Annotated in this window: 22 protein-coding genes; 10 read left to right on the forward strand and 12 right to left on the reverse strand. The window is 40.3% G+C overall.

The features are described from left to right. Positions 1-283 precede the first annotated feature (283 nt). Genes ilvC through J655_RS11945 form a run of 3 tightly spaced genes read right to left on the reverse strand, consistent with a single transcriptional unit; the run spans position 284 to position 3548 of the window. On the reverse strand, positions 284-1300 hold the full coding sequence (ilvC, locus tag J655_RS11935) for a ketol-acid reductoisomerase (protein WP_002115094.1): 1017 nt from the start codon (positions 1298-1300) through the stop codon (positions 284-286). A gap of 32 nt (positions 1301-1332) precedes the next feature. Further along, positions 1333-1824: an acetolactate synthase small subunit gene (ilvN, locus tag J655_RS11940; RefSeq protein WP_002114824.1), complete on the reverse strand. Its 492-nt coding sequence runs from the start codon at positions 1822-1824 to the stop codon at positions 1333-1335. Continuing rightward, complete coding sequence (locus tag J655_RS11945) at positions 1824-3548, reverse strand: acetolactate synthase 3 large subunit (RefSeq protein WP_005079103.1); 1725 nt, start codon at positions 3546-3548, stop codon at positions 1824-1826. Before J655_RS11945 ends, ilvN begins: the two co-directional genes overlap by 1 nt. A gap of 534 nt (positions 3549-4082) precedes the next feature. Here J655_RS11945 and leuS point away from each other — a divergent pair. The 6 genes from leuS to J655_RS11975 all read left to right on the forward strand — a co-directional run bounded on the left by leuS (position 4083) and on the right by J655_RS11975 (position 13114). Then, positions 4083-6707, forward strand: a complete 2625-nt coding sequence (gene leuS, locus J655_RS11950; protein WP_032005585.1) for a leucine--tRNA ligase — start codon at positions 4083-4085, stop codon at positions 6705-6707. A gap of 27 nt (positions 6708-6734) precedes the next feature. Then, positions 6735-7244, forward strand: coding sequence for an LPS assembly lipoprotein LptE (gene lptE / locus J655_RS11955; RefSeq protein WP_002115142.1), 510 nt, complete (start codon positions 6735-6737; stop codon positions 7242-7244). Positions 7245-7262: 18 nt separating this feature from the next. Then, the gene (gene holA / locus J655_RS11960; RefSeq protein WP_002114918.1) at positions 7263-8252 is read left to right on the forward strand and encodes a DNA polymerase III subunit delta; all 990 of its coding nucleotides are present in this window, start codon (positions 7263-7265) and stop codon (positions 8250-8252) included. Positions 8253-8359: 107 nt separating this feature from the next. Then, on the forward strand, positions 8360-9700 hold the full coding sequence (locus J655_RS11965; RefSeq protein ID WP_032005587.1) for a MacA family efflux pump subunit: 1341 nt from the start codon (positions 8360-8362) through the stop codon (positions 9698-9700). A gap of 2 nt (positions 9701-9702) precedes the next feature. After that, positions 9703-11697 carry a MacB family efflux pump subunit gene (locus J655_RS11970; RefSeq protein ID WP_017385757.1) on the forward strand — a complete coding sequence of 665 codons (1995 nt, stop codon included), beginning with the start codon at positions 9703-9705 and terminating at the stop codon, positions 11695-11697. Between the two features lie 10 nt (positions 11698-11707). Further along, on the forward strand, positions 11708-13114 hold the full coding sequence (locus tag J655_RS11975) for an efflux transporter outer membrane subunit (protein WP_032052416.1): 1407 nt from the start codon (positions 11708-11710) through the stop codon (positions 13112-13114). Between the two features lie 70 nt (positions 13115-13184). On the opposite strand, the gene J655_RS11980 is transcribed toward J655_RS11975, so the two are convergent. From J655_RS11980 to orn, 3 genes are all read right to left on the reverse strand, one after another. Then, a complete protein-coding gene (locus J655_RS11980) occupies positions 13185-13988 on the reverse strand; it encodes an enoyl-ACP reductase FabI (RefSeq protein WP_031944198.1) in 804 nt (267 codons plus the stop codon). 136 nt (positions 13989-14124) lie between these two features. Continuing rightward, a complete protein-coding gene (locus tag J655_RS11985) occupies positions 14125-14856 on the reverse strand; it encodes a Bax inhibitor-1/YccA family membrane protein (protein WP_032005592.1) in 732 nt (243 codons plus the stop codon). 154 nt (positions 14857-15010) lie between these two features. Continuing rightward, a complete protein-coding gene (gene orn / locus J655_RS11990; RefSeq protein ID WP_000099436.1) occupies positions 15011-15577 on the reverse strand; it encodes an oligoribonuclease in 567 nt (188 codons plus the stop codon). A gap of 125 nt (positions 15578-15702) precedes the next feature. On the opposite strand from orn, the gene rsgA reads away from it, so the two are divergent. The 4 genes from rsgA to secB all read left to right on the forward strand — a co-directional run bounded on the left by rsgA (position 15703) and on the right by secB (position 18034). Beyond that, the gene (rsgA, locus tag J655_RS11995; protein ID WP_032052417.1) at positions 15703-16764 is read left to right on the forward strand and encodes a ribosome small subunit-dependent GTPase A; all 1062 of its coding nucleotides are present in this window, start codon (positions 15703-15705) and stop codon (positions 16762-16764) included. Between the two features lie 98 nt (positions 16765-16862). Next, positions 16863-17279 carry a rhodanese-like domain-containing protein gene (locus J655_RS12000; RefSeq protein ID WP_000443006.1) on the forward strand — a complete coding sequence of 139 codons (417 nt, stop codon included), beginning with the start codon at positions 16863-16865 and terminating at the stop codon, positions 17277-17279. Between the two features lie 11 nt (positions 17280-17290). Then, positions 17291-17548: a glutaredoxin 3 gene (gene grxC / locus J655_RS12005; protein WP_032005595.1), complete on the forward strand. Its 258-nt coding sequence runs from the start codon at positions 17291-17293 to the stop codon at positions 17546-17548. Positions 17549-17575: 27 nt separating this feature from the next. Beyond that, entirely contained in the window at positions 17576-18034 is a 459-nt protein-coding gene (gene secB, locus J655_RS12010) for a protein-export chaperone SecB (protein WP_032052419.1), read from the forward strand. 70 nt (positions 18035-18104) lie between these two features. On the opposite strand, the gene J655_RS12015 is transcribed toward secB, so the two are convergent. The 6 genes from J655_RS12015 to ispG all read right to left on the reverse strand — a co-directional run bounded on the left by J655_RS12015 (position 18105) and on the right by ispG (position 24751). After that, on the reverse strand, positions 18105-18761 hold the full coding sequence (locus J655_RS12015; protein WP_032052420.1) for a 4'-phosphopantetheinyl transferase family protein: 657 nt from the start codon (positions 18759-18761) through the stop codon (positions 18105-18107). Between the two features lie 114 nt (positions 18762-18875). Beyond that, entirely contained in the window at positions 18876-20285 is a 1410-nt protein-coding gene (der, locus tag J655_RS12020) for a ribosome biogenesis GTPase Der (RefSeq protein ID WP_005066184.1), read from the reverse strand. 189 nt (positions 20286-20474) lie between these two features. Next, on the reverse strand, positions 20475-21620 hold the full coding sequence (gene bamB, locus J655_RS12025; RefSeq protein ID WP_032005597.1) for an outer membrane protein assembly factor BamB: 1146 nt from the start codon (positions 21618-21620) through the stop codon (positions 20475-20477). Further along, entirely contained in the window at positions 21620-22318 is a 699-nt protein-coding gene (locus J655_RS12030; RefSeq protein ID WP_017398816.1) for a YfgM family protein, read from the reverse strand. The genes bamB and J655_RS12030 overlap by 1 nt, the downstream gene beginning before the upstream one ends. Positions 22319-22346: 28 nt before the next feature. Continuing rightward, positions 22347-23639 carry a histidine--tRNA ligase gene (gene hisS, locus J655_RS12035; protein ID WP_032005186.1) on the reverse strand — a complete coding sequence of 431 codons (1293 nt, stop codon included), beginning with the start codon at positions 23637-23639 and terminating at the stop codon, positions 22347-22349. Continuing rightward, positions 23636-24751: a flavodoxin-dependent (E)-4-hydroxy-3-methylbut-2-enyl-diphosphate synthase gene (ispG, locus tag J655_RS12040; protein ID WP_004698760.1), complete on the reverse strand. Its 1116-nt coding sequence runs from the start codon at positions 24749-24751 to the stop codon at positions 23636-23638. Before ispG ends, hisS begins: the two co-directional genes overlap by 4 nt. Positions 24752-24765 lie beyond the last annotated feature (14 nt).

Consider the following 24765-nt stretch of genomic DNA (forward strand, 5'->3'; position numbering starts at 1 on the left):
AACTCATTGCCCAAAATACAATTAAACATGTTAAAGAAATTTTAGTAAATTTGACTTATTCAGTCAGTTATAAACAATAACATTATCTATCTTTTGGTCAAGTATTTTTTACTTTATAAATCAATAAAGTAAATAAAAATTAAGCAGCCAATTATATGAAAAATATAGAATTTATTTAATCTAGTCAAGTTGGCCTAATCGCAATTTTCACATTCAAATAAAATAGTATAAATAAAGAACCCTGCTTAAAGCAGGGTTCTTTTAAAGCGTTAGATAAAGAAAATTAGTTCTTTTCTTTGTCTACGATTTTGTTTGCTTGAATCCAAGGCATCATTGCACGCAACTTATTACCAGTTACTTCAATACCATGTGCAGCATTTTGACGACGACGAGCAGTCATAGATGGGTAGTTTAACGCACCTTCTTGAATGAACATCTTAGCGTACTCACCAGATTGAATACGTTTCAATGCATTACGCATTGCTTCACGAGATTGTTCGTTGATTACTTCAACACCAGTTACATATTCGCCGTACTCAGCATTGTTAGATACTGAGTAGTTCATGTCAGCGATACCACCCTCGAACATTAAGTCAACGATCAATTTAAGTTCGTGTAAACATTCGAAGTAAGCCATTTCTGGTGCATAACCAGCTTCAACTAAAGTTTCGAAGCCCATTTTCACTAATTCAACCGCACCACCACAAAGAACTGCTTGCTCACCGAATAAGTCAGTTTCAGTTTCTTCACGGAATGAAGTTTCAATAATACCTGTACGGCCGCCGCCTACGCCAGAAGCATAAGAAAGAGCAACGTTACGTGCATTACCAGAAGCATCTTGGTGAATTGCGATTAGGTCAGGAACACCTGAACCACGTTGGAACTCTGAACGTACAGTGTGACCAGGTGCTTTTGGAGCAACCATGATTACGTCTAAATCTTTACGTGGAACAACTTGGTTGTAAAGAACAGAGAAACCATGAGCAAATGCAAGAGTCGCGCCTTCTTTGATGTTTGGCTCAATCACGTCACGGTAAAGTTGTGATTGGAATTCATCTGGAGTCAAAATCATTACGAGGTCAGCTTGCTTAACAGCAGCAGGAACTTCTGCAACTTTAAGACCTGCATTTTCAGCTTTCTTCCAAGAAGCTGAATCTGCACGTAAACCTACAGTTACGTCTACGCCTGAGTCTTTAAGGTTAAGTGCATGAGCATGACCTTGAGAACCGTAACCAATAATCGCTACTTTCTTGCCTTGGATGATTGATAAGTCACAGTCTTTATCGTAAAAAATTTGCATTTGTGTTCTCCGCTAAAATACTTTTTAAAAAATTAAATGGCTAATACTTTTTCGCCACGGGCGATACCAGATACACCTGAACGAACGACTTCTAGAATAGTGTTTTCTGCAAGCGCATCGATAAAACCATCTAATTTTTCAGTTGTCCCTGCTATTTGAATGGTATAGGTCGTTGGTGTCACGTCTACAATTTGCGCACGGAAAATATCCGCAGTGCGTTTAATTTCAGCACGTGAAGCACCTAACGCTTTTACTTTAATCAACATCAGTTCACGCTCAATATGTGAACCTTCTGATAAATCAACTACTTTTACAACTTCAACAAGTTTATTGAGCTGCTTTGTAATCTGTTCAATCTTATGGTCATCACCATAAGTTGTTAATGTTAAGCGTGACAAAGTTGGGTCTTCGGTTGGCGCAACATTCAGTGTTTCAATGTTATATCCACGTTGGCTAAATAAACCAACAAGGCGAGAAAGCGCACCAGCTTCGTTTTCAACGAGTACAGAAATAATATGTCTCATTATGTACGCTCCCCTTTACCTAACCACATATCCTTCATAGACTGACCTGCGATCAGCATTGGATAAACATGTTCCGTGCGATCAACCATGACATTAATGAATACACATTTATCATTAATCGCCATTGCTTCAGCAAGCTTCGACTCTAGTTCATCAGCATGATCAATCTGGATACCAACGTGACCATAAGCTTCCATTAACTTGCCAAAATCAGGCAATGATTCAACGTATGAGCTTGAGTGACGGCCCTCATAGTTCATATCTTGCCACTGCTTCACCATACCTAAAGCACGGTTATTCAAGCACAAGATCTTCACATTCATGCCATATTGCTTACATGTTGAAAGCTCTTGAATACACATTTGAATTGAAGCTTCACCAGTAATACAAACAACTTGTTGATCTGGGAAAGCGAGCTTCGCAGCCATTGCATAAGGTAAACCTACGCCCATGGTGCCCAATCCGCCTGAGTTAATCCATTGACGTGGACGTTTGTATTTGTAATACAACGCACCAAACATTTGGTGTTGGCCCACATCTGAAGTAATGATGGCGTCACCGTTAGTGACTTTATATAAAGCTTCAACAACTTGCTGTGGCTTCATTGTGCCATCAGTCGGGGTTTCAAACTTCAAGCCATGAACTTTACGCCATTCATTAATTTGATCCCACCACGCAGCAATTGCTTCAGGGTTTGGCTTAGATACATTCAATTGTTTCAATTGCGTCAACATTTCCTGAAGTACAGGCTCAACCGCCCCTACAATCGGAATGTGCGCCATAATTGTTTTTGAAATGCTCGCCGGATCAATATCAATATGAATAACTTTAGCATTGACACAGAATTTTGCTGGGTTATTGGTCACTCGGTCATCAAAACGCGCACCAATTGCAAGAATGACGTCAGCATTATGCATCGCCATATTTGCTTCATAAGTACCGTGCATGCCCAACATGCCCACGAATTGCGGATCATCACCAGGGAAGCCACCAAGGCCCATAAGTGTGTTAGTCACCGGATAACCGAGTAAATGCGCGAGTTCAGTCAATAATGCTGATGCATTACCTTGAACAACACCACCACCCGTATAAATTACAGGGCGTTTTGCACTTAAAAGCTCATCAATTGCTTTACGAATTTGGCCAGAATGACCACGTGAAGGTGGCTGATAAGAACGCATCTTCACTTTTTCAGGATATTCGTACGCAAATTTTTCTGCAGGATTTGTTGCATCTTTAGGAATATCGACGACAACTGGACCAGGGCGACCACTTGCTGCGATATAAAATGCTTTTTTGATAATTGCAGGGATTTCGCTTGCATGACGAACTTGGAAGCTGTGTTTCACGATAGGACGTGAAATACCCACCATATCAGTTTCTTGGAAAGCGTCTTCACCAATAAGATGTGATGCAACCTGGCCAGACAAAATCACCATTGGGATTGAGTCCATATAAGCTGTTGCGATTGGAGTCACAGTATTAGTTGCGCCAGGTCCAGAAGTGACCAGTACTACGCCAGTCTTACCTGTAGCACGTGAGTAAGCATCTGCCATATGACCAGCAGCTTGTTCATGACGTACGAGGTAATGATTAATTTTGTCTTGTTGAAATAGCGCATCATAAATATGTAATACAGCGCCGCCTGGATAACCAAAAACATGTTCAACGCCTTCGTCCGCAAGAGCACGAACGAGCATTTCACCACCAGATAAAAGTTCCAACGTGATTCACCCTAAAATCTTTATCACTATTTATGGAAGGCACAAATAGTGTTTCATTCATTGAATTGTCTGCACTGTTATAGCACACATATTGTCTAGTTTTCGTTGCAATAGAAAAATTTCTGTTTTTCAGCCGTATAAGCTTTTTTAACATTAATAAAGCATGTCTGGATATACATACTTTAAGTAAAATCAATCTCTCGGCTAGAGAGAATGTCTATTACAAAACATGACGGTTATTCGAAGGGTGATCAAATAATCGCATATAAAACTAAAGGAAGCATTTTTGTTGTTTAATTCACTAAAGTCAAGATTAAAGAAACACTTTTCTATGATTATTTTTTAACTGACTATTTTTTCATCTTATTTAATTTTTCCACTTTTCTTTTTTTATGATTACCCCGCTTTTTTCAGGTTTATTCTTGTTTAATTTTTAACGGAAAATAAATCCATCCCAAAACTGCATTTTTGTCGATTTTGCGCTATGCTGTGCAACAATCTTTAATATCAATTTTTGTTGTATAGCTTACGTCTATGACTATTTCTCACATTGACCCCGAATATCAAGCAAACACGATTGAACCATCAGTTCAACAAGATTGGGAAAATCGTAAAGTCTTTAAAGTTGCCGACACTGTCGAAGGTAAACATCGTTACATCCTGTCAATGTTTCCTTACCCAAGCGGCAAGCTGCATATGGGGCATGTGCGTAACTATACAATTGGCGATGTGATTAGCCGTTTTTACCGTTTAAAAGGTGAAACTGTATTACAACCTATGGGTTGGGATGCATTCGGTTTACCTGCGGAAAATGCAGCAATTGCCCATAAAGTTGCTCCAGCAAAATGGACATTTGAAAACATTGCGTACATGCGTGACCAATTAAAAAAATTAGGTCTATCTGTAGATTGGGATCGTGAATTTGCAACTTGTACACCAGAGTATTATCACTGGGAACAATGGTTATTTGTTCAGCTTTATAAAAAAGGTCTGATCTACCGTAAACTTTCAACAGTAAACTGGGATCCAGTTGACCAAACTGTTTTAGCAAACGAACAAGTTGAAAATGGTCGCGGATGGCGTTCTGGTGCATTGGTTGAAAAACGCGATATTCCAATGTACTACTTCCGTATTACTGACTATGCACAAGAATTATTAGACGACCTAGACACCCTACAAGACGGCTGGCCTCAACAAGTGTTGACCATGCAACGTAACTGGATTGGTCGTTCTACAGGCATGGAAATTACTTTCCCATCTGCCAATACCGAAATTTATGCTGATGGCTTAACTGTTTATACAACACGTGCTGACACGCTTATGGGCGTGACATATGTTGCCGTTGCAGCAGAACACCCTCTTGCGCTTAAAGCTGCTGAAAATAACCCTGAATTGGCTGCATTTATTGAAGAGTGCCGCATGGGTTCAGTTGCAGAAGCGGACTTAGCAACAGCCGAGAAAAAAGGCATGGCAACAGGTTTGTTTGTAAAGCATCCTGTAACTGGTGAAGAGCTTCCTGTCTGGATCGCAAACTACGTATTAATGTCTTACGGTTCTGGCGCAGTGATGGCTGTACCAGCGCATGACGAACGTGATTTTGAATTTGCTAACAAGTTCAACTTGCCTATTAAGCAAGTAATTGATGCCAAAGGCGCTGATGATGCAGATTACTCTGCAACTGAGTGGCAAGAATGGTACGGTTCTAAAGAAGGTAAACTTGTTAACTCTGGCGAGTTTGACGGTTTGGAATTCCAAGCTGCTTTCGATGCATTCCTTGCAAAATTAGAACCACAAGGTTTAGCAAATTCTAAAGTTCAATTCCGTTTACGTGATTGGGGTGTTTCTCGTCAACGTTACTGGGGTTGTCCAATTCCAATGATTAACTGTGATACTTGTGGTCAAGTCACAGTTCCAGAAGACCAGCTTCCAGTTGTATTACCAACTGACGTTGTTCCAGATGGTTCAGGTAACCCGCTTAATAAAATGCCTGAATTCTATGAAACTAAATGTCCTTGTTGTGGTGGCGATGCACGCCGTGAAACAGATACCTTGGATACTTTCGTTGAGTCATCTTGGTACTACGCACGCTATGCGTCTCCAGACTTCACTGGCGGAATGGTGAAACCTGAAGCTGCTCAAAACTGGCTTCCTGTAAACCAATATATTGGTGGTGTTGAACACGCGATTCTTCACTTACTTTATGCACGTTTCTTCCACAAATTAATGCGTGATGAAGGTGTAGTACAAGGTAATGAACCATTTACCAACTTGTTAACTCAAGGCATGGTGCTTGCGGATACATTCTATCGTGAAGCAGAAAATGGTAAGAAAACTTGGTTTAACCCTGCTGATATCGAATTAGAGCGCGATGATAAAGGTCGTATTCTTTCTGCAAAATATTCAGGTGACGGTCAAGAAGTTGTGATCGGCGGACAAGAAAAAATGTCTAAGTCGAAAAACAACGGTATCGACCCACAAGCGATTATTGATCAATACGGCGCAGATACAGCACGTGTATTTATGATGTTCGCTGCTCCACCAGATCAATCTTTAGAATGGTCTGATGCAGGTGTTGAAGGTGCAAACCGTTTCTTAAAACGTGTGTGGCGCCTTGTAGCAAGCTTCCTTGAAAAAGGCAACCAAGCTTCTACGATTGATACTGCTAACTTGTCTAAAGATGCTCAAGATTTACGTCGCAAAACTCACGAAACTATTCAAAAAGTAAGTGATGATATCGAACGTCGTCATGCATTCAATACTGCGATTGCTGCTTTGATGGAATTGTTAAATGCGAGCAACAAGTTTGAAGCAAAAGATGACAACGACGTTGCTGTAGAACGTGAAGCGATCACTACACTGTTAACTTTACTTGCTCCATTTGCACCACATTTAAGTCAAACGTTATTGGCTCAGTTTGGTACAGATGTAACAGAAGCAAGATTCCCTGAAGTCGATGCTTCTGCATTAACTCGTAATACGCAAACGATTGTTGTACAGGTTAACGGTAAACTTCGCGGTAAACTTGAAGTTTCGGTTGATATCTCTAAAGAAGATCTATTAGCTCAAGCTAAAGCCCTTCCAGAAGTTCAACAATTCTTAACAGGACCAACAAAGAAAGAAATTGTGGTTCCAAATAAATTAGTTAACCTCGTGGTTTAATTAAAGTTATTGATGAGAGGATCAAGCATGCACTTTGCCAAACGTTTAGCCGCTGTTGTTTTGACCTTAGGCCTTAGTGCAGGCTTAGTCGGGTGTGGATTTCATTTAAAAGGAACCAACCCGACTGCAACTCCGCTTGTTTATAAAAAATTAAGCCTTGAGTTACCAGCTAAAACTGATGATTTGGAAACCCAGTTAAAAGTTTATTTAGCTGCAAATGGTGTTCAATTCAGCAATGATAATGATGCCTACGTACTCCGTGTTTTAGAGTACACCCCACGTCGCCAGCTTTTAAACGGAAAACTAACGGAAGTATTATTACGCTTAACCGTAACCTTCCAGATTGAAGACCGTCAGGGTAATAAAATTACTGAACCACGTTCATTAACTGCATCTCGTAGTTATCAATATGACCTTGCAACGGTTAACACCGAAAATCAGCAAGAATCTTATTTACAACGTATTGTAATTGATGACATTGCACAGCAAATTACTCGTCAGATTTCAGCAAACCGTTTACCAAAAGCTCAGCCTTAATCTTTATTTTTACCAGCAATGAAAATTGACTATTTACAAGCCTTAAAACGCATTCCGGAAGCACGGGGTGCGTGGATTTTACATGGCCAAGAACCTTTACTGGAACAAAATTTATTAGATGCTTTTCGTAAAAGTTGGCAACAACAAGAAGTTGAAAGACAGCGCTACGATATTAGTAGTGTAAGCGACTGGAAAAATGTTTTTAACGCTCTTAACAGCTTATCTTTATTTTCTCAGCAGCTTGCCATTGAAGTACATGGCAATATAAAGCCTGACGCAAATGGGCTAAAACAACTTAAAAGCTATATTCAGCATAATGAAACTAACCTGCTTTTAATTGTTCTACCTAAGCAAGATAGTAGTAGCTTAAAGTCTGCTTTTTTCCAAGTTGTGGAAGCAAATGGTGTTGTTGTTGCCCTTACGGCAAACTATCCGCAAGACCGCCAAAGAATTTTATCTGCCGAAGCAGAGAAACTCGAAATTCAACTCGACAATGATGCTTGGCAATGGCTCATGCAGCATCATGAGCATAATCTGCTCGCAGCTAAGAATAGCTTGATGCGTGTAAGAGATACTTTTCCAGACCAACAACTAATTCAAATTGAACAGCTGTATGCTTGTTTACAAGATCAATCTCGTTACACCACTTACGATTTAAGCGATGCTTTATTAGAAGGTAATCTCGCTCAGTCCATTAAGATTTTTCAATATTTAATTGCAGCTGGTGAACCAGAAAGTCTGATTTTATGGACACTAAGCAAAGAAATGCGTTTATTGATGCAATTATTTGAACAGCCTCATAATGCATTACAACTTGGTATCTGGAAAACTAAAGTCAGTTTATATCAACAAGCGTTAAGAAGATTAAATCCTCAACAGTTTTTAGGATGGTCTACCCTTCTATTGCAAGTTGATGCAGCAATTAAAGGTATGTCGAATGAAAATGCTCAACATTTGATGCAGCAGGCCATTGCTGAATTATGTGGGAAAACGCTATTTATACAATAATTCGGCGGAATCATTTTTCTTCATTCTTGAAATATAATAAAAATTCACGTTTTATCCTCATTTCGCTTTTATACTAAATTAAATTTTAAACTTTTCGACCTCTCACCATGCCAAAAATAAAGCCAATCAAACTTGTTATTATTATCCTCTGTATAGCAGTTATTGCTGTATTAGCTTGGAAGTTTTTAAAGCCTAAAGAGCAGCAACCTCAATATATTACTGCTGAGGTAACACGTGGGGATATTGAAAATAATGTACTTGCGACAGGTACACTGGATGCAACCAAACTGATTAGTGTGGGTGCGCAGGTATCTGGTCAGGTTAAAAAGATGTATGTACAGTTGGGTGATCAGGTTAAACAAGGTCAACTCATTGCGCAAATTGACTCAACCACCCAAGAAAATAGTTTAAAAACTTCAGATGCAAACATTAAAAATTTAGAAGCACAGCGCCTTCAACAAGTTGCTTCTTTAAATGAAAAGCAACTTGAATACCGCCGTCAGCAACAAATGTATGCGCAAGATGCAACGCCACGTGCAGATTTAGAATCGGCTGAGGCAAGCTATAAAACAGCTCAGGCACAAATTAAAGCATTAGATGCACAAATCGAATCTGCAAAAGTCACAAAATCTACGGCACAAACCAATATTGGTTACACACGTATTGTTGCTCCAACTGATGGTACGGTTGTCGCGATTGTGACTGAAGAAGGTCAAACCGTAAACGCGAACCAAAGCGCACCAACAATTGTCAAAATTGCAAAATTACAAAACATGACGATTAAGGCGCAAGTCAGTGAAGCTGACATTATGAAAGTTGAAAAAGGACAACAGGTTTACTTTACAACCTTAGGTGATGAAACTAAACGCTACGCAACTTTACGTCAAATTGAGCCTGCTCCTGACTCAATTTCTAGTGAATCAACAAGTACAACAAGCTCAACAACCAGTTCGGCTGTTTACTACAATGCCTTATTCGATGTGCCAAATACCGATGGTAAATTGCGTATTGATATGACTGCACAAGTTTATATCGTATTAAATTCAGCTAAAAATGCTCTACTCGTTCCATCATCAGCACTGAGTTCTAAACAATTTTCAGGTCAAAGAAAATCAGGTCAATCCTCTGATAAATCAAGTTCTTCACCTGAAGCAGCTAAAAAATCTCAAGGAAATGGAGCTCGTCTAGAACGCCTAAACTTGACTGCTGAACAAAAACAACTGATTGAACAAGGTAAATTAACGTTAAGTGTTGTACGTGTATTACAAGCTGACGGCACAACTAAACCAACTCAAATTTTGGTGGGTATTAACAACCGTGTAAATGCGCAAGTTCTTGCTGGCTTAAAACAAGGTGATCAAGTTGTCATTGCTGATAGTGCAGATACTTCTGCTGCATCAGCAAATAGCAGTAATAACCGTCGCCGTAGTGGCCCAATGGGAATGTAAGCATGACAAAACAAGCTTTGCTTGAAGTCAGCAATCTAGTCCGGGAATTCCCTGCTGGCGAAAGCACGATACAAATTTTAAAAGGTATTGACCTGACCATTTACGAAGGTGAACTGGTTGCCATTGTCGGCCAGTCGGGTTCCGGCAAATCGACCCTCATGAATATTTTGGGGTGTTTGGACCGACCTACGAGTGGTAGTTATAAGGTTAATGGACAAGAAACAGGTAAACTTGAGCCAGATCAGCTGGCTCGACTACGCCGTGAATATTTTGGTTTTATTTTCCAGCGCTATCACTTACTGGGCGACTTATCTGCCGAAGGTAACGTAGAAGTTCCAGCTGTTTATGCTGGTGTTACGCCTTCTGAGCGTAAACAACGTGCAACCGCTCTACTGACTGAATTAGGGTTGGGCACAAAAACACTCAATAGACCAAGCCAACTTTCTGGTGGTCAGCAGCAACGTGTTTCTATTGCCCGTGCGCTGATGAATGGCGGTGACGTTATTCTGGCAGATGAACCGACGGGGGCACTTGACTCTCATAGTGGTGTTGAGGTGATGCGTATTTTGCGTGAACTCAATGCCGCAGGTCACACTATTATTTTAGTCACCCATGATATGCAAGTTGCAAAAAATGCGACTCGCATTATCGAGATTAGTGACGGAGAGATTATTAGTGACCGCCCTAATGTTCCAGATCAAGCAGCTGAACCAATCAAGACTGATCCTGATGCGGCGCCTGCTTTACAAGGTAAACAGAAGAAAGGCAAAAGTATTTCTGCATGGCGTTCTACTTTAGACCGTTTATCAGAAGCCTTCCAAATGGCTTTACTGTCTATGAATGCCCACCGCATGCGTACTTTTTTAACCATGCTGGGGATTATTATTGGTATTGCTTCGGTTGTTACGGTGGTCGCATTAGGTAAAGGCTCTCAACAGCAAATTTTAAGTAATATTAGTAGTCTGGGAACAAATACGATTACGGTATTTCAGGGTCGTGGTTTTGGTGATAACTCTAAAACTGCAAGTTTTAAAACCTTGGTGCCTGCCGATGCCGATGCGTTAATGACTCAACCGTATGTTAGTGCAGTCAGCCCAATCGTCAGCACATCCAAAACCATGCGTTACCAACAAAATGAAGCAAACGCGACCATTAATGGTGTAAGTAACGATTATTTCGATGTGAAAGGTTTGGTCTTTAAAGATGGACAAACTTTTGATCAACGTAGTGTTCGTGATCGCTCACAGGATGTGGTCATTGATACCAATACTCAAAAACAATTTTTTAGTGACGGTACCAACCCTATCGGTCAAGTCGTACTGCTCGGTAGTGTACCTGCTCGTATTATTGGCATTGTAGAACCGCAAACGAGTGGCATGGGCTCAGATGACACTTTAAATGTCTATATGCCTTATACAACCGTGATGAGCCGTATGTTGGGGCAAACCCATGTTCGCAATATTGTGGTTCGTATTAATGACAAATATTCAACTGCTGCCGCAGAAAATGCGATTGTAAATCTATTAACCCAGCGCCATGGTGCACAAGATATTTTCACTATGAACAGTGACAGTATCCGCCAAACCATCGAGAAAACAACCAGCACAATGACCCTTCTGGTTTCAGCAATTGCCGTAATTTCATTGGTCGTTGGTGGTATCGGGGTAATGAATATTATGTTGGTTTCGGTGACCGAACGTACTCAAGAAATTGGTGTACGTATGGCCGTCGGTGCGCGTCAAAGTGATATTCTGCAGCAATTCCTAATTGAAGCAATTTTGGTGTGTTTAATTGGTGGTGTGCTTGGCGTCTTACTATCGCTTGGCCTTGGACAACTTATTAATAAATTTGCTGGCGGTAACTTTAGCGTGGCTTATTCAAGCACTTCTATTATTGCAGCATTTGTCTGTTCAACACTGATTGGTGTCGTATTCGGTTTCTTGCCTGCTAAGAATGCCGCGAAACTTGACCCTGTTGCCGCACTCTCTCGAGAATAAGGAAAATTGCATGTCTTTCTCTACGACTAAACTCAGCACAGCACTTCTTCTCACAGGTTCTCTTGTAGGATGTGCAGCTGTAGTAAAAACACCTTATGAAACGCCTGCGGTACAAGTTCCGGGTAGCTTTCAATATGACACAGCAAAAGCAAAAAACATGTCTGCCAATCAATATTCTGACCGTTGGTGGACACTCTTTAACGATGCACAGCTCAATCAACTTGTAAGTAGTGTATTAGAACGTAATAGTGATTTAGCAGTTGCAGGTATTGCTCTAAAGCAAGCCCGTCTACAAGCTGACTTAACCGCTAACAAACAAGGCTTACGTACCAGTTCTAGTGTTTCTACAGGACATTCTTTCGATTTAAATTCGGGAGATGACAGTGCTAAAGGTCTTTCCATGAGTGCTGGGGTAAGCTATGAGCTTGATTTGTTTGGCAAGCTTGCCCGCCAAACCGAAGCAAGTAAATGGGAAGCTTTAGCGACAGAACAAGACTTACAAGCTACGGGACAAAGTTTAATTGCAACTACTGCCAAACTTTATTGGCAACTGGGTTATTTAAATGAACGTTATACAACCGCACAGCAAAGTCTAGCAACCTCTCAAAAGCTTTATGACTTGGTACAGATTCAATATAAAGCTGGTGCCGTTTCAGGTGTAGATCTGACTCAAGCAGAACAATCAGTACAAAGCCAGAAAGCGAGTTTAAGCCAGATTGAACAACAACTGGTTGAAACTCGCACAGCCATTGCGGTGTTATTGCATGAACCATTGCAGCAATTAAATATTCAAGAGCCAAAGCGTTTACCACGCACTGCTCTGCCTGCAATTGGTGCTGGCTTACCTGCCGATATTTTATCGCGCCGCCCTGATTTGCAAGCAAGTGAGCTCCGCTTAAGAAAAGCATTAGCAACTAAAGATGCTACTAAGGCGAGCTACTACCCTTCGATTAGCTTAACCAGCAGTCTAGGCTCAAGCAGCACATCGTTAACGGAGTTATTACGTAACCCTGCCCTCACGCTTGGTGCAAGTTTAAGCTTACCGTTTTTGCAATATAACGATATGAAGAAAGATATCGCGATTAGCAATCTGGATTATGAAAAAGCAATTATTCAGTATCGTCAAACGCTTTATCAGGCTTTTGCTGATGTCGAAAATGCTTTATCGAGTCGTACAGAACTCGACAAACAAGTAGCGTTACAAGAACGTAATGTTGAACTTGCAGAAAAAACTGAACGTTTAACCGAAGTCCGTTATCGCTATGGTGCTGTTGCATTAAAGACTCTTCTCGATGCACAGCAAACCACACGTACTGCTCGCTTAAGCCTCGTTGAAACCAAGCAAAGCCAATACAATGCTTATGTCACCCTCATGCAAGCTTTAGGTGGTTCCCCTGTAAAAGAACTGCCGCAATAACTTGCGCCCATTAAAAAAGCCGTAGTCCTTCAACTACGGCTTTTTTTAATGGCTAAATAAATTTTAAAACTTATTCGTCATCCATCATAGATTGGCTCATACCTACAGTATTGAAACCAGCATCTACATATAGAATTTCACCAGTAATACCTGAAGCCCAAGGTGAGCATAGGAATAATGCGGCGTTACCAACTTCTTCAATGGTTACATTACGTTTTAATGGCGCAACTTTTTCATTGGCATCTAACATTTTACGGAAAGATTTAATACCAGAAGCAGCTAAAGTACGGATTGGGCCCGCAGAAATCGCGTTTACACGAATACCGTCAACACCTAAGCTTGATGCTAAATAGCGAACACCAGCTTCTAAAGAAGCTTTTGCCATACCCATTACGTTGTAGTTAGGCATAACGCGCTCAGAACCTTGGTAAGTCAAAGTTAATAAACAACCTTGACGAGCTTGTAATAGAGGTTTTGCAGCACGTGCCATTGCAACAAAGCTGTATGCACTGATGTCATGAGCAACTTTAAAACCTTCACGGTCAGTCACGTCAGTGAAGTCACCGTCAAGTGTATGTGCAGGTGCAAAGCCAATTGAGTGTACAACACCGTCTACACCATCCCAATGTTTTGCAAGTTCTGCAAATGCATTATCAATTTCAGCATCAACAGCAACATCACATGGAAACACAAGCTTAGAACCGAATTGCTCAGCAAATTCATCCACACGTTTTTTTAATTTTTCGTTTGGATAAGTAAACGCAAGCTCTGCACCTTCACGGTGTAATGCTTGGGCAATACCAAAAGCAATTGATAATTTACTAGCAACGCCTGCAATCAAAAAGCGCTTACCTGCTAAAAGTCCTTGTGTCATGCCGATCTCACTCAAAACAATTTCAAGCATAATGCCAATATTCGGCGGTTTTCGAAATTGCATAATGCATCTTTTTTCAAAAATCGCACGAAAAAAATCGCTCCTGATGAGGAGCGACTTCTAGATGAATTCAATCTTAGTCGTCAGATAATAAGCCAAGTAAGCGTAAGAAAGAAATATACATCCACACTAAAGTTGCCAGTAATGCAATACCACACAACCATTCCATGAATTTTGGTGCACGATACGCTGCATTAGTTTCGATTAAATCAAAATCTAAAATCAGATTAAGTGAAGCGATTACCGCTACAAATGCAGCAAAACCAATACCTAACCAGTTACTTTCAAAAATATAAGGAACGCTTGAACCAAATGCTAAACGCATGACCATCTGCACAATAAATACAATAAAAATTGCCAAAGATGCAGAGATTACAACTGACTTGAACTTTTCAGTTGCGCGGATAATTTGGAATTTATATAAACCAAACATCACCAAAGTGGTGACAAAGGTTGCTAATAAAGCCTGAAGTGGAACACCTGGGTATTTCAACTGGAAAGTAAACGAAATACCACCTAAAAAAGCCCCTTCAAATAAGGCATACGGAATTGCCAATGTTGGCGCAGTCGTTGGCTTAAACGTTGTAATTAAAGCTAAAACCAAGCCACCAATTGCACCCACAATTGAAGCCGCGTAAGCAATACCAAAATTTGCAGTAAAGGCTGCATAGAAAAATAAAGCGACACCCACCGCAGCTGCAATGACCGTCAACATAACAGATTTTTGAATCGCACCTTGCACAGTCATCGGTTGACTATAGTCACTGACCGTTTCAACACGCGTCAGTATCGGGTTATTACTTTGCATAAATGCTCTCTTTTTATAATAAAAATTTAAAACATCATTTTAAGCAAAATGAATATGAAAGCCAAATTAAGCAATCGGCATTATTGTAACAATGTCCTTTAAGTAATAAAAAAGGAGGCAATAGCCTCCCTTTCATATCACATCAACAACACAATCAATCTTTACCATCTGTATTCATGATAAAGAAGTATTCGCGGTAATATTTCAACTCTGAAATTGAGTCACGAATATCATCCATTGCCAAATGTGATGCATTCTTTTTCAAGCCACTCATAATTTCAGGGCGCCAGCGTTTTGAAAGCTCTTTTACCGTAGATACATCAAGATTACGATAATGGAAATACTGCTCAAGTTCAGGCATAAGACGGTGTAAGAAACGACGATCCTGACAGATTGAGTTACCGCACATTGGTGAAACTTTTGGATTCACCCATTTTTTTAGGAATTCTAAAGTTTGTAACTCAGCATCACGGGCTGTTAACTTACTGCGACGGACTCGTTCAATCAGTCCAGACTGCCCATGTTGACGAGTGTTCCATTCATCCATTGCATTTAAAATACGATCAGGTTGATGAATAGCCAAAACTGGACCTTCGGCAAGTACATTTAAATGATCATCTGTAATAATTGTTGCGATTTCAATAATTTGGTCATTATCGGTATCTAATCCGGTCATTTCCAGATCAATCCAAATTAATCGTGTATTTAAAGTACTGCTCATGAATGTACGTTCTAAAATGCCGTAAAAACATCAATAGTAGCAAATTTCTTGCTTCCGCGCTGTAATTCTATAGCTGCTTCATGCTATTTTTGCGGTCTTCAAACAATGGTTTTTTTGGGATATGAATGGCTTTAATTCGTAAGCGTCGTTTAACTGAACAACAGCAACGTCGTATTGAAAAACAGCATAAAACTCGCCAAGAAGAGATCGATACTTCACAGGATCTAGATGGACTCGTTGTACAACACTATGGCCGTCAACTTGAAGTACAAGCCCTCTCTGTACCTGAGCATCACCCAGAAAGACCACAAGTTGCCGAAGGAGAACCAGAACCATTCTGGAAGCCGATCGAACTCAATAGCGTTTGGCGTTGCCATACTCGAACTAATCTTGAGTTACTTGTAACTGGTGATCGTGTTAAATGGCAGGCAGATCCAAATACGGGTTTAGGCATTATTACAGCCATTCACCCACGTACGTCTTTACTTACCCGCCCTGACCGCTATCACAAAGTTAAACCAGTGGCCGCGAATATCAGTTTGATTGTGATTGTATTTTCACCACTTCCTGAACCAGCTCCAACGTTAATTGATCGATATTTAGTTGCTTGTGCAGATGCAAACATTCCTGCTCTTTTGGTCCTCAACAAGTCTGATTTACTCACTGAAAATGACCCAATTCTTACCCTATTAGAAGAATATAAAACCTTGGGTTATGAGGTGATGATTTGTCAGTCTAAGAAGGGAGATATCTCGGCTTTATCTGAGCGTTTAGATGGTGAAACCGTAGCATTTGTAGGGCAATCAGGCGTAGGAAAAAGCTCTTTAATTAATGTGCTCATTCCAGATGCAGAGCAAAAAACTAATGTTATTTCTGAAAACTCTGCACTTGGACAACACACAACAACCTCTACACGCTTAATCAACTTCGGTAAAAATGGTGCCTTAATTGATTCTCCGGGAATTCGTGAGTTTGGACTTTGGCATCTCGATTTAGAAAAAATTCGTATGGGCTTTCCAGACATTGCAGCACATCTAGGATCTTGCCAATTCCGTAATTGCACACATACTCATGAAAAGAATTGTGGGCTTAAACAAGCCGTTGAAGCAGGTGAAATTTTGCCACGACGTGTAGATAGCTTTTTGCGTTTAATCGATGAGATTCAAGAAGCGCAGCAAAAAAACTGATTTTCTGCCCTATTTGCCCTTGAAGTGGTGATTTTGATCACCATCTATATACGCTATACTCTAGGTCAATTTTGTTTTTTAATTTTTTTAGGTGACTTGTGGAACGCTGGTTAGAGTTTATGGGGAATCACCCCATTTTGTTTGGTACGCTCGGAGTCTTGATCGTGTTGTTCTTCATTTTTGAAGGTCAACGTAATGGTCGTAAAATTTCTCCACAGTCGCTTGGTATTTTAGTGAAAGCGAAAAATGCTCTTTTGATTGACTTACGCGATAGCAAAGATTTCCGCGAAGGTCACATTAGTGGCAGTCGCAATATTCCGTATAGCCAAATCGCAAGTCATGCTGACGAATTAAAAGCAAGTGACCGCCCACTGGTATTTATTTGCAACTTGGGGCAAGTTGCTGGAAGTGCTTTGCAAAAAGTTGCTCACCACGATAGCTATCGTCTTGATGGTGGTATCAGTAACTGGAAAGCACAAGGCTTACCTCTTGTTAAAAGCAAACCAAAAGCTTAAGGAGAATTATCATGGCTGCAAATGTCATTGTTTACTCAACTTCTGTATGCCCGTATTGTGTTCGTGCTAAACAGTTACTTGAGCGTAAAGGTGTTGCTTATAAAGAAGTAAATCTTTCTGTTGAAGCACCAGAAGTACGTATTGAATTAATGCAACGCACAAATCATCGTACTGTCCCACAAATTTTCATTAACGATCAGTTTATCGGTGGTTTTGACCAACTTTATGCTTTAGAGCGTGAAGGTAAACTCGACGAATTATTGGCGTAACATCGCATCCATATTAAGGAAAAAACAATGAGCGAAGAACAACAAGTTCAACCACAATTAGCTTTAGAGCGTATTTATACAAAAGATATTTCTTTTGAGGTTCCTGGGGCGCAGGTTTTTACTAAACAATGGCAACCTGAACTTAATATCAATCTTTCTTCTGCTGCAGAAAAGATTCCCCCGACTCATTTTGAATTTTTTTTAAAATTTGTGGAAAAAGCCGATAACGACAATGAAACAGCGTTCATTGTAGATGTAACTCAATCAGGTATTTTCTTGATCGACAACATTGAAGAAGAGCGTTTACCTTATATTTTAGGCGCATACTGCCCAAATATTTTGTTCCCGTTCTTACGTGAAGCTGTAAATGATTTAGTAACTAAAGGTAGCTTCCCACAGTTACTTCTTACTCCAATCAACTTTGATGCAGAGTTCGAAGCTAACATGCAACGTGCTCAAGCTGCTGCTGTTGAAGGTCAAGCTTAATATTTTAGCTTTCCCTTTTAATAAAAAAACCGCGTAATACGCGGTTTTTTTATGTGTGCTATTTATATTATTAACGATCAAGCGAGTGAAGCTGAATAGATGGAAACTGAAAACCACGGCAAGATAACTCTGAACGCCATGCCACGGTTAATATCATATTGCCAACAATAAAATTCTGATAAGCAAATGTCCCATTAAGTAGGTGAGAACAGACTCCACCATGATCGGTAGGATGTGCCTGAGTATTTAACGTATTTAAATCTAAACGTATACCTAATCCTGAAGCTTTTAAAACGGCTTCTTTTGTGGTCCAGACTTTGAACCAATATTCTCTATCTTGTTCTAAGCTTAGCCATGTTTCATATTCATCGGGATGAAAGGCATGTTTTGCTAAAGCATCTAAGCGTACATTTCGATCCAGTTCCTCAGCATCTACCCCAATATCTTTAACTTGTTCGCTCATGGCTAAAGCGTAGTATTGTTGGCTATGTGAGTGATTAAAATGCAAAGTGTGATTCAATAAATAAGGTTTACCATGTTCATGCTTGGCAAACTCCAATTCCATTGACGTGAGTTGGAGTTTCTCTGCAATCAGTCGATTTCTGACACTCTGTATTTGTTGTTTTTTATAATGATTAAATGAACGGAAGTCTGGAAAGTTTTGTTGTTCTTGTTTTAAAAACTCATTGAGCTTTCCTATATAAACTTCAATTTTCCTATCATTCATCTTTCTAAATCCATCCCATGAGGGACTAAAGCTAATATAAAAAATACCAATAACTTATTAAACCATGTAATAAAAAACCCAAAGAAAACTTTGGGTTTTTGAACAGTAAAAAACTTAACGGTTAAATTTTTTCTCTGCTTTCTTAAATTTCTGAATATAACGACGGCGACGTGCAGCAGTACGTTCATCAACCTGACTCTTACGACCTTCAAACGGGTTTTCAGAAGTTTTAAAGTCAATACGAACTGGTGTACCTTCGAGTTTATACACTTTACGGAACACGTTTTCTAAATAACGGCGATAATCGGCAGGTGTCTTATCAACCTTATTACCATGAATCACGATGGTCGGTGGGTTCTGTCCACCCATATGTGCATAACGCATTTTAATACGACGACCGCTAATCATTGGTGGTTGATGAGCTTCTGTCGCATCACTCAAAATTTGAGTCAATTTAGCTGGTGATACTTTTAAGTTCGCAGACTCATAAGCACGGTGGATAGAAGGATATAAATCACCCACCCCAGTTCCATGTAAAGCAGAAATTAAATGGATTTTTGCCCATGGAATAAAGTCAAAACGGCGTTCAACATCAAGCTTACATTGCTTGCGGTCGTATTCAGACATGTTATCCCATTTGTTGATGGCAATAACCATGGCACGGCCCGCTTCAAGCGCATAGCCAATTAAATGCAAGTCTTGCTCAACAATACCTTCACGCGCATCGACTACAACTACGACAACATGTGCATCTTTCATTGCTTGCAAAGTTTTAACAATTGAGAACTTCTCAATCATTTCATCAACCTTACCTTTACGACGCACACCTGCTGTATCAATTAAAGTGTATTTACGGCCTTCACGCTCAAAAGGAATGTAAATCGAGTCACGCGTTGTACCTGGTTGGTCAAATGCCACCACACGGTCTTCACCAAGCAAACGGTTGACCAGTGTTGACTTACCAACGTTAGGACGACCAATAATTGCTAAACGTAAGCCAGTATCTTTGTCATGTTCTTCAGGATTTTCATCTTCTGGAACTTCCGCAAGTACATCTTCCAGCATTTGCTGTACGCCACGACCATGGCTAGCGGCAACTTGTAATGGTTCACCCATACCAAGTTTATAGAACTCAACCAAAGCTGCTTCAGCATGAACACCATCTACCTTGTTCGCAACAAGATAAATTTTCTTGCCTAAAGTACGTAGTTCACGAGCAATTTGTTCATCAGAAGCTAACAACCCAGCACGAGCGTCAACCACAAAAATAATAATATCTGCTTCATTGATCGCTGTTTTTGACTGCTCGGCCATGTAGTTATCAATACCGCCTTCGCTCTCACCGATACCACCAGTATCAACAACAATGAAAGACTTATTTTGATAAGTCGCATCACCATATTTACGGTCACGAGTCAGACCCGCGAAGTCGGCTACAAGTGCATCACGACTCTTGGTAATCTGGTTAAATAACGTTGATTTTCCGACATTCGGACGACCAATGAGCGCAATAACGGGTTTCATACAATAACCTTAATTCAAGCCCAGCCATATCTCATGGCATGAGCATTAGAAACAATACAGGAGATATATTTTAAGGTCAGATATGACCATAATAAAAGACGGGGCTTTGAACTGATTTAATTCAAACACCCCGATATTTTTTTAACAGCGTAATTTGTTAAGCGGCTATTTTAGCACAAGCAAATGAAATTAACGATTCTGCCAAATACTTAAATCGCCTTTTCTGGTCGAAACGTAAAGTTGGTTCTCAATAACACGTAATGTATTGACCTCACCACTTGTTTTTGAACGACCAATCAACTTACCTGTTGCAGGATCAACAAGATGTAATACGCCATCTAAATCACCAACAATAAGGTCCGATCCCAACACAACAGAGTTACTTAAATGACGGTTTAATAAACTATCATTTTGCCAAACTTGTTCGCCTGTCGTTAAATCATAAGCAGTTAACTTACCATCAGTTGATGAAACAAATACTTTATTGTCATAAACTTCTGGACGCTTCGTGCTGCTTGAGTCTTCACTCCAAACTACACGTTGAGAAGCTAGATCAGTTACAGTCACTTGTCCTTGGAAACTTGTAGTTACCATAAACTGTCCAGCAACAGTAGGATCACCATCGATATCAATCAAACGTTGAATATCAGAACGACCTTCACTTACCGCAACACGACGTTGGAAACGTGGAATACCACTAATCGTATCAATTGCATAAACATACGCATTCGCAGATGCGATTAATACGGTACGCGGGTCAAGACTCACCGGTGACGCCTGACCACGTAAACTAAATTGGACATTTGGTAATTTATAAGCCCAAACTTGTTGGCCTGACCCAGCATCATGCGCAAATACAGTACCATCATTAGCAATGGTAATAACGCGTCCAGACTGAACTAAAGAAGGACTTAATAGTGCACCAGATAACTGCGCAGTCCACTTTTGTTCACCTGTTGCCTGATCTAAAGCAAAAAGTTGACCTTTACTATTACCAACAACAACAATTCCTTCAGCAGCTTCAACACCAGAGCTCAAGCCTAATTTGCTGACTTTTTTCTCCCAAAGACGCTGCTTACCACGATATGCAGCGACTTCACCTTTTGGGTCAAGCGTAAAGACCACGCCCTCACTTGCGTCAAGCTGCAAACGTAACGGATCTGCCTTATCAGTAGAAGAAACACTGCGCGAAAACACGGGTACTAGAGTCTTTTTCGACTCAGTCAATTTCGGTAGTGGATTTGGTTTTGCTTCTTTTACTTTGTTGCTAGAACATCCCACCAGTACAGCTGATGCGATTGCAATTGCCAAAGGCAGTTTGAATTTCTGATTCATTAAGACTCTTCCACCTGTGTTTCCAAAATTGGGCGCTCAATCTGTGGATCTTCAACTAAAACGCCAACACTTTCGAGTTTAATTTGTAAAATTTGTCGTTCTTGTTTACGTTCCAGTAACGAATCCCATGCTGCCTGATACGCTTTTTTAGCAGAATCAATATCTTTCTTGGCAACAAAGATATCACCACGTAACTCTTCTACTGTTGCTTTAAATGCAGGATCGACGTTACCAGACAAGGTTTTTAGTGCTTCATCATATTTGTTTTGCGCCAATTGTGCATCTGCTAAACGCAATTTTACAACCTGAATCAAACCTTCATCTTTTACTTTTGAATTTTCGACTTTCTTCAATGCTTTTTCAGCAGCAGCATAGTCTTGTTTTTCATAGGCTAATTTTGCTAATACAAACTGAGTCTGTATCGCCTGAACAGAATCGATATCATCTTTTACGATTTTATCTGCCGATGCAGTGACCGAAGTTAAAGCATTAGGATTATCAGCACTTGCATTTGCCTCATCCATTAACTGCTGTACTTTTGCAGTTTCTGTCTGGCTGCTCGCAAGATTTCTTTTTTGCCAATATTCCCACCCAAAAAAGGCAATCAATGCAATGAGAATCCCGCTAATCATGGCAGAACCATATTTTTTGGCGAACGACTTTAAGCTGTCGAATTGTTCTTCATCACTTACACTCATGTGATTGTCCTTTTCCAGATGTTTCAGTTTATTTTGTAAATTTTTCGATTAAGAATGGTACAAGCTCAGCCAGTGCAACTTGTGACTGCTCAGCTGTTGCTAACTCTTTGATAGCAAGCTGCTGTGCTTCCCATTCACGCTCACCTAAAATCATGGCGTAAACAGCCCCAGCCTGATCAGCTTTTTTCATCTGACTCTTCATACTGCCTTGTGAACCTGTTTTGATTCGAATACTGCTATTTGCAGCTTCTAACTGGTCACGTAATTGTTCTGCTAAAATCAAAGCTTTAGTTTGATAAGCAGGCTCTGCAACCAAGAATACTTCACAATCACGAATAACTTGAGCTTGTTCAACCTGCTCAAGTAGAAGCAATAAACGCTCCATACCCATTGCAAAACCAACAGCAGGTACAGATTGATCGGCCTTACCTTTTAGCTGACCAACTAAACCGTCGTAGCGACCACCAGCACATACAGTACCTTGCGAACCTAAAGCGGTAGTTGTCCATTCAAAAACGGTTTTATTGTAGTAATCCAGACCACGCACCAATTTTTGATTAATGACAAATTGGATGCCAGCAGCTGTCAAATAATCTTGTAACTGCTTAAAATGATCCAAACTTTCTTCTTTCAAGAAGTCATGTAATTTTGGCGCATTTTCTAAAATTTTCTGAGTAGATTCAATTTTAGAATCCAAAATACGTAATGGATTCGTTGTTAAACGACGCTGTGAGTCTTCATCCAACGCATCTTTATGCTCGTTTAAAAACGCAACTAAAGCATTACGATACTCTGTACGCTCTTCAGTTTCGCCCAAAGTATTTAACTCAAGCTGAACCTTATCAGCAACGCCCATACGTTTCCATAAACGAGCGGTCAACATAATCAATTCAGCATCAATATCAGGAGTCGCAACACCGAAAGTTTCCACGCCAAACTGGTGGAACTGGCGGTAACGTCCTTTTTGTGGCTTCTCATAACGGAACATAGGTCCCATATACCACACGCGTGGCGTAGCACCGCGCAACAAATTATGTTCAACCAATGCACGAACACAACCTGCTGTACCTTCCGGACGTAAGGTTAATGACTCTGGTGGATTGCCTTTGTCAAAAAAGGTATACATTTCTTTTTCAACAATATCGGTAGCATCACCAATAGCACGTTTAAACAAGCCCGTTTGTTCAACGATCGGCAAACGAATTTGTTGATATCCATAAGCATCCATTAAAGATGCTAAATGTTGCTCGAGACGTCTCCACGCTACTGTTTGCGTTGGCAAGATGTCATTAAAACCTTTGATTGCGACGATTGAACTCATGATGAACTACGAATAATTTCTTTAGATTTAGCTTCTTCAAGCTCTTGGACACGTTGACGAACCATAGTTTCGATTTCATCAACCAATTGATCGGTATCGATTAAATGGCTTTTTTCACCATTACGATAAACCAATGAGCGAGGCGCAGCCCCAACAACCCCGATGTCAGCTTCTTTTGCTTCACCCGGGCCGTTTACTTTACAACCAATTACCGACACATCCATTGGAGTACGAATATCTTCTAACCGCTCTTCCAATGCTTGCATTACCTGAATAACATTAAATTCTTGGCGAGAACAACTTGGGCAAGCAATAAAGTTAATCCCGTTAGAACGAAGCCCTAGTGATTTTAAGATATCAAAACCAATCTTGATTTCATCTTCCGGTTCAGCAGCAAGCGAAATACGCATCGTATCGCCAATGCCTTCCATTAATAACCCACCAAGAGCAATCGCTGATTTCACAGTACCTGTACGGTAAATACCAGCCTCGGTTACACCCAAGTGCAATGGATTATCAATTTGTTGTGAAAGCAAACGATAAGCATCCATGGTTAAAAACACATTCGATGCTTTTACGCTGACTTTAAACTCATGGAAGTCAAGACGGTCTAAAATATCAATATGACGTAAAGCTGACTCAAGAAGTGCCTGCCCTGTAGGCTCGCCATATTTTTTCTGTAAATCTTTTTCTAGAGAACCCGCGTTCACGCCAATACGCATAGAAATGCCATGATGACGTGCCGCAGCCACAACTTCACGAACTTTCTGGTCTGAACCGATATTGCCCGGGTTAATACGCAAGCAGTCCGCGCCATAATCTGCAACTGCCAAAGCAATTCTATGGTCAAAATGGATATCAGCAACTAATGGAACTGAAACACGCTTACGGATTGCACCAAAGGCTTCAGCAGCTTCCATAGAAGGCACTGAAACACGCATAATATCTGCACCTGCATCAACACAGCGCTCAATCTGAGCCACAGTTGCGTCAACATCGCAAGTTTCGGTATTTGTCATACTTTGCACACTAATAGGTGCATCGCCACCGACATAGACCGAACCAACACGGATTTTACGTGTTGGTCGACGTTTAATTGGGTTCTCTATCATTGTATCGCTCAACT

It is taken from the genome of Acinetobacter sp. 1294243, from assembly GCF_000588015.1.
In the GTDB taxonomy this organism is placed as follows: Bacteria; Pseudomonadota; Gammaproteobacteria; order Pseudomonadales; family Moraxellaceae; genus Acinetobacter; species Acinetobacter pittii.